The following is a 9,080-nucleotide window of genomic DNA, read 5'->3' on the forward strand; positions in this document are numbered from 1 at the left end:
CCCGCCCTAGGTCCTCTCTCTCCGGCGGTTTCCCAACTCAGCTATCCCCTTTCACTCCTCACTGCGCTGGACTATGTTTGTTGACTTTTTCATTCGCCGCCCTGTTTTTGCCAGCGTCTGCTCCATCATCATTGTGCTGGTGGGGGCGGTGAGCATTCCCCTACTGCCGGTGGACTACTACCCACAGGTGGCGCCGCCAGCGGTGAGGGTGACTGCTGTTTATCCTGGGGCCAACGCCGAGACGGTGGAGACGGCGGTAACCAATGTGCTGGAGCAGGAGATCAACGGCGTCGAGGGTATACGGTCTATCGCCTCGGTGAGCAGCAGCAACGGCACCAGCCAGATCACCGTTACCTTCAGCCCGGATCGGGATCTGGACACGGCGGCTGTGGATGTGCAGAACCGGGTGGCGCGGGCCCAGGGCCGGCTGCCGGCGGAGGTGATCCAAAACGGCATCAGCGTGGAAAAGGCCGGCGACAGCGCCTTTGTGCTGGTGTTGGCGCTGCGCTCAGAGGCGGGGGAATACGACGAGCTGTTTTTGAGCAACTACGCGGAGCTGTTTGTGCGGGATGCTTTGCGGCGCATCCGCGGCGTCAGCGATGTCATCATTTTCGGGGAGCGCACCTATGCCATGCGCATCTGGCTGGATCCGACGCGGCTGGCCAGCTATGGTCTGACAGCTCTGGATGTGGTAAACGCAGTGCGCCAGCAGAATATCCAGGTGCCCGCCGGCCAAATTGGCGGCCAGCCCAGCCCCCCGGATCAGGAGTTTCAGATCAGCGTCCAGGCCACGGGGCGGCTGTCGCAGCCGGAGGAGTTCGCCCAGATCGTTCTCAAGGCCAACGCCGATGGCAGCTTGGTGCGCATTGCCGATGTGGGCCGGGTAGAGCTGGGGGCCCAAAGCTACGATACGTTCTTCCGCATCGGGGGGCAGGAGGCGGTGGGGATCGCCATCACCCAACAACCGGATGCCAACGCCCTAGAGGTGTCGCGGCAGGTGCGGCAGACGTTGGCGCAGCTGGCGGAGAGTTTTCCGCCCGGCTTGATCTACGAGATCCCTTTCGACGCCACCCTGTTCATTACCGAGTCGGTGCAGGAGGTGATTTTTACCCTGCTGCAGGCTATTGCCCTGGTGGTGCTGGTACTGTTCATCTTTTTGCAAGATTGGCGCGTCACCCTCATTCCCACCGTTACAATTCCGGTGGCGCTGCTGGGGACCTTCGCCTTTGTGCGCCTGTTTGGCTTTTCCATCAACACTTTGACTCTGTTCGGCCTCACCCTGGCCACTGGCTTGGTGGTGGACGACACCATTGTGGTGGTGGAGAATATCTCCCGCTACATCCGCGACCGCGGCATGCGGCCTCTGCAGGGGGCCTCGGCGGGGATGAACGAGGTGTTGGGGGCGGTGATCGCCACGACGCTGGTGCTGCTGGGGCTATTTGTGCCTGTTGCTTTCTTTCCTGGCACCAGCGGTCGCATCTACCAGCAGTTTGCCGTCACCATTGCCGTGTCGGTTTCGCTGTCCACGTTTAATGCCATTACCTTGGCTCCGGCTTTGTCGGCGCTGCTAATTCGCCCCCGCTCAGAGCAGATGTTTTGGCTGCTGCGCTGGTTTGACCGCGCCGTGGAAGGGATCCGAGCGGCCTACTGCCGCCTGCTGGAGCTGGTGGTGAAGCTGCGGCTGTTGGTGGTGACGGGGTTTATTGCCTGTTTGGGCCTCACCTACTGGCTGTTCCAAATTGTGCCGACGGGGTTTGTGCCGGATGAGGATCAGGGCTTTTTCATCACCATTGTCCAGGGGCCGCCGGGGGTTTCCCTCAACTATACCGACAGGGTGATCCGGCAGGCCGCCGCTATTTTGGAGGGGATCCCTGAGATCGAAAATCGGGTGATCGTGGGGGGGTTCAGCTTTACCGGGCCCTCGCCGGGGAATGGGCTGATCTTTGCCACCCTCAAGCCCTGGGAAGAGCGGCGGCAACCGGAGCAATCGGCGCAAGCGATTGTCAACCGGCTATTTGGGCCTTTTTTGGGCGGGATCAGCCGCGCATTGGTGATCCCGATCCTGCCGCCGGCCATTCCCAATTTGGGGGTTGCGGGCGGGTTTACTTTCCAGCTTCAGGATCGGGGGGTGAACGATTTCAACCTCTTGGAGCAGACGGCCAACACCCTGTTTTTTGTGGGCAACTCGCCGCCCCCGCCGGGCCAACCCCCCTTGGGCTTGCGGATTAACCCGCCCACCTTCAACGCCAATTCGCCGCAGCTAGAAGTACAGGTGGATCGGGAGATGGCCCAGTTGTTGGGGATCCCTCTGTTGGATGTCTTCGGCACGCTGCAGACGCTGCTGGGGGGCACCTACGTCAATGATTTCGACCTGTTCAACCGCAACTACCGGGTCTATGTGCAGGCGGATCAAGCATTCCGAGGTAACCCGGAAAGCATCGGCCAGTTCTACGTGCGGGGTGGGCAGGGGCAGCTCTTGCCGTTGAGCACCCTGGTTCAGGTGGAGGAGACCACCAGCCCGGCCATCATCAACCACTTCAACCTCTTCCGCTCGGTGGAAATTCAGGGCAGCGCCCTGCCGGGCTTTAGCTCAGGGCAAGCGATTCGGGCTATGGAAACTCTAGCCGCCCAGTTGTTGCCGCAGGGGTTTGGCTTCGAGTGGTCGGGCCTGTCGCTGGAAGAAATCGAGTCGGGAGGACAGGCGCCGCTGATCTTTGCTTTGGGCTCGGTGTTCGTCTTCCTGGTGCTGGCGGCGCAATTTGAGAGCTATGTGGATCCCTTGATCATTTTGTTGGCGGTGCCGCTGGCGGTTCTTGGGGCTCTTTTGGCGCAACTGCTGCGGGGCTTGACCAACGACGTCTTCTGCCAAGTCGGGTTGGTGATGTTGATCGGGCTGGCCAGCAAAAACTCCATCTTGATTGTGGAGTTTGCCAACCAGTTGGTTGCCCAAGGGATCCCCCTGGTTAAGGCTGCAGTGCAGGCGGCAGAGACCCGCTTCCGCGCGATTCTCATGACGGCCTTGAGCACCATACTTGGCATTTTCCCGCTGGCAGTGGCCAGCGGGGCCGGGGCCGCCAGCCGTCAGTCTCTGGGCACGGCGGTGATCGGCGGCATGTTCGTCTCGACAATGCTCAGTTTGCTGGTGGTGCCGGTGCTCTATGTCGTGATCAAGGGGATCCAGGTGCGAATTTTGGGGGGATCCCCTTCACCTGTGGATCTGGCGCATCTGCCCCCACCGGAGGATCCCAAGGATCTGCTGCCTGGTGGCGACAGCGTTGGGTAGCAAGAGGGATCTGCTTGCTTCTTCTCTTCTGGCGGAAAAGCGAGTGGGGGAAGGGGGCACCTTTCATCCACCGAGGGCCCTGTCTTCGAGCAGTTCGGACTCGGCTTCGCTGGGCATTTTTTCCCAGAACTGAGCCAGGTGTTGCAGGCCCACAAAGCCCAACTGCCAGAGGATCAAGGCTAGAGGGCCGTGCTGCTGCCGCTGGATCTTCAGGGCCAAAGCCAGTTGTTTGGGCTTGAGGAGCTGTTGCTGCTCAGCAAACTGGCAGAACTGTCGATCCCATTGGCTAAGGGCTTGTAAATCCGGCAGGGTCGGTTCCATAGGTTTGGCCGGGCAGGAAAGGATTGAATGTCGAGGATCGGGATCCTCGTACTGATTCTGGGGATCTTCTTGCGGATCCCTTGCAACAGGTTTCTTCCAGGGTATGTGACCACCCAGGCCCTCCCAAGGCCGGTTAGGGCAGAGAGGACTGAGCTTTGTCGCAAAGCTGGCTTATAGATCCTGGCAGGACGGTCTATCCCCAGGGGTCGTCGTCGAAGGGACTATCTGACCAATAGCCACTCTGCTGGGATGGGGGGGGCTGTTGGGGGAGAGGAGGCGTGTAGGCAGGGGGTGGCGTTGGGATGGGGGTGGGTTTTTCCAGATCCTCAAGTCGAGGCAGGTCGGCGGGCTTGGGCTCGACACCAAGGCTTCTCAGCTTGGCTTGCGTTTCTTGCACTTGCGCATTGAGCTCTTCCAGGTAGGCGCGGTAGTGGTTGGCAGCTTCCAGGTACTGCTTGGCTTTCTTTTCGTTTTCCCGGACGACCGCCTCCAGTTCTTTGGTGCGAACGGTGTAATCGGCCTCTTGATTGGTGAGGTTTTCGATGGCTTGGTTGAGTACAGCCCGCCGTCGCTCCAGTTGGGCTACAATTTCCGACAACTGTCGTTCTCGCTCGCTAAGGCTGCGTTCCCGGTTTTGAGTTTGTTCCAGTTGAAAGCTGGCCTGGCTGAGCTGCTCTCGCAAATACATCACCTGGGGCTCCGTCTCGTTGCGTTCCTGTTGCAACTCAAAGACCCGCGCTTCCAAGTGATCTTTTTCCTGCTGCAACACTTCCCGCTCGTTCAAAAGACGGGTGTAGAGCTGGTTGAGAAAGTCCACCTCCATCACCACTTGGCTAAGCTGAGTGGCGTATTCCCCAACCAAAGCCAACTCCCGAGCGAGGTTTTGGGTTTCACTGGTGGCTTGATCGGTGAAAAACTGGGGAAGTTGGGTGGTTTCTCTGAGGCGTTGGGTAAATTGCTTGAAGCGGAAAGAAAAGTTGCTCGCCATTGCCGGTGCGGTAGCCTCGAAGATCAGGGGAATGCCGATGGTTGGATTTCACAGGGCTTGGATTGCTTCCAATCTACTTGGATTGCTTCCAATCTAACATTGAGCTACAGCTTTTGCGGAAGCTTGCCTTAGGTGGGATCGGGGGGAGTTTCAGGGGCCGGCATGGCAACTTCCCCAGAGGGATCCCGCTTCTCGGATTCCGGCTGGGGGTTTTCTGCCGCTCTGTTTTTAACCTTGTCTTTTTGGTCTTTCGAGGTGCCTTCTGAATCCTGGCCGGAGATGCGGCGCAGCAGCCGTTGCAGGAGTGGGCTGCGGCGATTGCCGAGGACGGAGAAGCGGCTTTCAATCTCCTCGACGGGGACGGGATCCATTTGGGCCAGCTCCGGCTCGCTGAGGAGGAGTACCCGTATCGTTGCAATGGGGATCTGCAAGAATAGGTTGGATCCCCAAAATCCAAAGGCAGCTATGGCTAGGCCGGCCAGGCGGGTGCCGTTGCCAGGGGTGAGCGGGGCAAAGAGGGGGGCAAAGTCGTAGAGGCGCTCACCGACTTCCAGCATCAGGATTGCCGCCAACAGCGTCAAAATCTTATGTTCGGGGCTGAGGAAGGCGGCCAAGATGCGGCGCTGCTCGAGGGTGAGTTCTTCTGGGGGGACAGAAGCCACCCACACGCTAAAGATGTCAAACGGTTTGCGCCACTGCATAGCAAAGACCGGCCCAATGCCCACCACGGCCACCCAGGCCTGCTCTACCCCCACCGGCAGGAGGGGATCCCCTGTGGCCAGCCCGATCAGGGTCAGCCCCACCCACAAGGGGAAGAGGAGGATGCCGGCGGCATGGATCCAGAGGAAAGGTTCCTGCCAATGGCTGCGCATGGGGAGATGCCAAAAGGGACAGGGGAGAGCAGGGCTAGGGGCGGGATTTGTCCACCACTTCCAATTCTGTGAGGCGGAAGGTGACTAATTTGTCCCAGTTGCCGCCTTCAAAGAGGACAGCGGCATGGTTGTCGGTAACCCGCTGTACCTGGCCCTCGAAGCAGTAGTAGGTGTCGTTGGGGTTGATGACCCGGACGGCAACGCCGGGGTAGATCGGGGGAAGGGCTTCGAGGAGGGTTGGGGTTGGAGTCGTGTTCACGTTTCAGCTATCCTCTTTTTTTGCAGAAGCTCTGCCTTACTATTATGGGGGAAAGCCCCTCTCTTGCCGAGTCTCCCCCTCGTTGAGCTTCTTCCCACAGCGGTTCGCCGAGGGTTGGGCAATGGCTGAGGTGTGGCTGCCAGCCCGCTAACGGGAAAGGAGCCTGTACTGCAACTTCGACGGTCAACCCAGCTCCCCCTCAAGGCCCCAGACCATGGCTACCGGCGCACAGTCTTCCCCCTCCCAAATCTGGCATGTGTTGGTGATCGATGATGAACAAGGACGGCGGGCTGTGGCCCTCAGTGCTGCCACCTATTCCATCGGCAGGGATCCCAGCAATGCGATTGTCATCGATTCGGCGGCGGTTTCCCGGCAACACGCGCTGCTGCTGCGGCTACCCCAAAAAGATGGCCAGTATACCTACCGGCTGCTGGACGGCAATATCGAGGGCAAGCGCAGCACCAACGGCGTCTCGGTGAATGGGCAGAGATGTTTGAGCTGGGATCTCAAGGATGGGGATCAGATCCTGTTGGGGAATCAGGTGCGGATGCAGTACTGCATTCGTCGGTTGTCAGACGAAGATTTTCAGCAGTATCTCCAGTCTGTAAGCTTTCGCAGCGTGAAGGCGGAGGTGGTGGATCGACGCTCCACAACCATGCAGCGGTTTGATCTGCCCTCGATGCAGGCAATTTTGCCCCAAGAGGAGACGACGGAGAGAATTGACGTGAAGCCTCAACGCCGCAATCCGCTGCGGCTGCTGTTGCAGACGCTCTGGGGGCGTTTGAGGGGGAAGCTGAGATAACTTAACCCTCGGGGATGCCCACCCGTTCTGAGTCTGGGAGCGATGACGCGGTCTCGTCGGCGCCGCCTTTGCGCTCTTGCTCTGACGCTTCTGCCTGCAAGTCCAGGAGGGAGGGGGAGTTGGCTTCCCCAATCAACACTCCCCGCAGCCAGAGGGGAGCGACAAAGGTGGTGGCAATCACCATGACGATGATGCTGACATCGAGGGCATCGGAGAGAACCCCACTGGCGGCCCCCACACCGGCAAACACCAGGCCCACCTCACCCCGGGGAATCATGCCCACTCCGATGGCGTAGCGGTTGATGCCCGGCTTGCCAAAGGCCCCCAAGCCCGCTGCTAGCTTGCCCACAATGGCAACTCCGATCAAGAAGACGGCAATGATCAGCCCCTCTCGGTTGACGGGGAGGGTGGGGTTGAGTACGGCAAGGTTGGTTTTGGCCCCAACGCAGACGAAGAAGATGGGCACCAGTAGGTCGGAAATGGGCTTGATCTGTTCTTCCAGCTCTTGCCGTTTCTCGGTTTCGGCCAAGATCAGGCCAGCGGCAAAGGCGCCCAAAATCGCTTCTAGATGAATGATTTGCCCCACATAAGCCAGCAGAAAGGCCAGCACGAGGGCGGGCAGAAGGGGGTTACCTCGGGTCTTCAGGCTGTTGAGAAGGGCCACAAAGTAGGGGCTGAGAAGGCGCCCCAGAACAATAGAGCCGACCAAGAAGAGGATGGCACTGAGGATGATGATGCCAATATCGGAAAGGTTGACTTCTCCGTTTTTGGCCAAGCCCGCCACTACGGCCAAGATGATGATGCCCAACACGTCATCCAAGACGGCGGCGCCGATGATCACCTGTCCTTCTGGGGAGGTGAGTTTTTGCAGCTCGGCCAAGACGCGGGCGGTGATGCCGATGCTGGTTGCTGTGAGGGCAGCGCCGGCAAATATGGCGGGGATAACGGGCACATGAAACAGGTAGAGCAAGCCCAGGGTTCCGGCCAGGAAAGGCACAGCGACCCCGATGACGGCTACGGCTGCGGCTTGAGGGCCGACCCGCAACAGCTCGGCCAGATCCGACTCGAGGCCGATTTCAAACAAAAGGACGATCACCCCGATCTCGGAGAGGATGTCGATGATCTGGCTTTGGGAGGAGAACACCTGTACCAGGGATCCCTCGTCGAGTCCGGCAGTGGCTTGCAGAAATTGCATCAGTGCTGAGGATTGAGCCAAGGTGTGCAGCTCTTGGCCGGAAACTTGTCCTTCTGGGAAGACAAGCAACCCCAGAGCGGAGGTTCCCACCGTAACGCCCCCCAGCAATTCTCCCAGCACCGGCGGAAAGCCGAGGCGAACGGCGATTTCTCCGGCAATACGGCTGGCCAGATAGATGACCACCAGAGCCATCAGCACCGCCGCCAAGATCAGGGGTAAAAGATTGGCAGCCCCTTCCGGTTCAAGGGGGGCAGCGGCTTCAACAGCAAGCAACACTGAATCTAGGTTGTTCAACAGCAAGATCTCACCCTCAAATGATGAACAGCTTTTTGTCTCGGGCCGGCCCTGGTGGGAACGCTGCCGTTCCCATTCCTTTCGCCCTTCTGCTGGAAGACTGTTACAGAAGCTAACCTCCCTTGGGAACTGTTGGCAACGCCCAGGTAGGCACTCTTATACTCCAGATAATTGATACTTATCTGGAGTATTGTCTCCACAGACGTTCCCATGAGCAGGACGAAGCCCTTACCACTTCCTCTCCTGGAAAACCCCTCAGAACCGGCAATCCAGGACAAGCTGCTCCTCAGGAGGAAGCCTCGCCTTGGCCCGGTGCAGGGTTGGATCCATCCAAATCGGACGATGGCCCAGACAGATCCAGAGGATTAAAGCGGTTCATGGCTGTCCTCAGTCCCTCTTGCCAGCAGCACTCCACGGCCTCTACCGCCACATCCAACACCCGCTCCAGCACCTCTTGTTCTGCAGGCGCAAATCCCCCCAACACATGCCCGACCACATCTTGGCTGCCCCTGGGTTTGCCCACCCCCAAACGCAGCCGTGGAAACGCCTCGCTCCCCAAGTGCTGAATGATGGACTTCATGCCGTTGTGCCCACCGGCAGAACCGGATCCCCGCAGGCGCAGACGACCCAGCGGCAGATCCATATCGTCGTACACCACCAGCACAGAGGCGAGATCTAACTTGTACCAATCCAGCACCGCCCGCACCGATTGGCCGGAACGGTTCATGTAGGTTTCCGGCTTGAGCAAGCGTCGCTTTCCTCCCAGGGCAAACCCTTCTCCGTAGCTACCTTGGAATCGCTTCTCCAAAACCAACGGGATCCCCCAGCGCTGCGCCAGCCGATCCACCACCATAAAGCCGCAATTGTGGCGGGTATTGGCGTATTGAGGGCCGGGATTGCCCAGGCCCACAACGAGCTGCAGGGAAATCTCATCGGTTCCCTTGGGCTTGACCTGGGTCACAACGTTTCTCGCCTCCTCGAGCTAAAGTAAGGCATCGCTGCTTTGAGTGGTGTTGGCGTGTTTTTGGGCTGCTGGTCGCCCCGAAGGTGTCAGATACCCAGCCGG

8 protein-coding genes are annotated in these 9,080 nt (G+C 59.4%); 2 read left to right on the forward strand and 6 right to left on the reverse strand.

Annotated features, from left to right (window positions below):
• Positions 1-73: 73 nt before the first annotated feature.
• On the forward strand, positions 74-3,283 hold the full coding sequence (locus tag NW820_RS03725) for an efflux RND transporter permease subunit (RefSeq protein ID WP_414406716.1): 3,210 nt from the start codon (positions 74-76) through the stop codon (positions 3,281-3,283).
• A 63-nt stretch (positions 3,284-3,346) separates the two neighbouring features.
• Here the strand turns inward: NW820_RS03725 and NW820_RS03730 are convergent, their stop codons facing one another.
• From NW820_RS03730 to NW820_RS03745, 4 genes are all read right to left on the reverse strand, one after another.
• Entirely contained in the window at positions 3,347-3,604 is a 258-nt protein-coding gene (locus NW820_RS03730; RefSeq protein ID WP_414406717.1) for a DUF2949 domain-containing protein, read from the reverse strand.
• A gap of 193 nt (positions 3,605-3,797) precedes the next feature.
• Complete coding sequence (locus NW820_RS03735; RefSeq protein ID WP_414344360.1) at positions 3,798-4,592, reverse strand: hypothetical protein; 795 nt, start codon at positions 4,590-4,592, stop codon at positions 3,798-3,800.
• Positions 4,593-4,720: 128 nt separating this feature from the next.
• Positions 4,721-5,464 carry a low-complexity tail membrane protein gene (locus NW820_RS03740; protein ID WP_414406718.1) on the reverse strand — a complete coding sequence of 248 codons (744 nt, stop codon included), beginning with the start codon at positions 5,462-5,464 and terminating at the stop codon, positions 4,721-4,723.
• Positions 5,465-5,498: 34 nt separating this feature from the next.
• Positions 5,499-5,723, reverse strand: a complete 225-nt coding sequence (locus NW820_RS03745; RefSeq protein WP_011432364.1) for an NAD(P)H dehydrogenase subunit NdhS — start codon at positions 5,721-5,723, stop codon at positions 5,499-5,501.
• Positions 5,724-5,937: 214 nt separating this feature from the next.
• On the opposite strand from NW820_RS03745, the gene NW820_RS03750 reads away from it, so the two are divergent.
• Positions 5,938-6,525: an FHA domain-containing protein gene (locus NW820_RS03750; RefSeq protein ID WP_414406719.1), complete on the forward strand. Its 588-nt coding sequence runs from the start codon at positions 5,938-5,940 to the stop codon at positions 6,523-6,525.
• A 1-nt stretch (position 6,526) separates the two neighbouring features.
• On the opposite strand, the gene NW820_RS03755 is transcribed toward NW820_RS03750, so the two are convergent.
• Together NW820_RS03755 and pth are read right to left on the reverse strand one after the other, a co-directional pair.
• Positions 6,527-7,993, reverse strand: coding sequence for a cation:proton antiporter (locus tag NW820_RS03755; protein ID WP_414406724.1), 1,467 nt, complete (start codon positions 7,991-7,993; stop codon positions 6,527-6,529).
• Between the two features lie 307 nt (positions 7,994-8,300).
• Positions 8,301-8,975, reverse strand: a complete 675-nt coding sequence (gene pth, locus NW820_RS03760) for an aminoacyl-tRNA hydrolase (RefSeq protein ID WP_414406720.1) — start codon at positions 8,973-8,975, stop codon at positions 8,301-8,303.
• Positions 8,976-9,080 lie beyond the last annotated feature (105 nt).

It is taken from the genome of Synechococcus sp. R55.7 (genome assembly GCF_047461955.1).
In the GTDB taxonomy this organism is placed as follows: domain Bacteria; phylum Cyanobacteriota; class Cyanobacteriia; order Thermostichales; family Thermostichaceae; genus Thermostichus.